This window comes from Corallococcus praedator, from assembly GCF_003612125.1.
In the GTDB taxonomy this organism is placed as follows: Bacteria; Myxococcota; Myxococcia; order Myxococcales; family Myxococcaceae; genus Corallococcus; species Corallococcus praedator.
In genome coordinates this window covers 1-583 of the sequence record NZ_RAWI01000841.1, presented here as the reverse complement: position 1 = coordinate 583, position 583 = coordinate 1, and the positions used below count along the sequence as shown (strand labels likewise).

General features: G+C 73.8%; 1 protein-coding gene. It reads left to right on the top strand.

The annotated features are described in order from the left end of the window. Window positions 1-51: 51 nt before the first annotated feature. Window positions 52-583 (top strand): ankyrin repeat domain-containing protein (locus tag D7Y13_RS42065; protein ID WP_147452673.1); only part of this gene is annotated, 532 nt, incomplete at its 3' end.

The window sequence follows — 583 nt, the reverse complement described above, 5'->3', positions numbered from 1 at the left end:
CCCCAGCCCACCCGGGGCGGGGGGCCCCTTCCTGGAGCTGGAGACGCCCTCATGGTTCGCAAGCTGCTGCTCGGTTCGTTGGGAGTGCTGGTGCTGGTGGGTGCGCTGGTGACCGCCGCGTGGCTGTCGCTGCGTGCGCCCGCGCCCCAGGGACGGCTGCTCGCCACCAGCGATGCGGAGCGCTACCTGCTCGCCGCCTCGCGCGAGGGCGAAACCGACATCGTCACCGGGCTCGTGAAGGCCGGCACGCCGGTGGAGGCCCGTGACGCTCGGGGCTTCTCCCCCCTCATCCTCGCCGCCTACCACGGCCACACGCAGACGGTGAAGGCGCTGCTCGCCGCCGGGGCCGACGCCTGCGCGGGCGACAACCGGGGCAACACCGCCCTCATGGGCGCCGCCTTCAAGGGCTACGCGGACATCGTGAAGCTCCTGGCCGCCCAGCCCTGCGCCGTGGATCAGACCAACGGCCTGGGACAGACGGCCCTGATGTTCGCCGTCCTCTTCGGCCGCGATGAGGTCGCCGACCAGCTCCGCCACCAGGGCGCCTCCCCTGCCCTGCGCGATGCCAGCGGCCGCTCCGCCG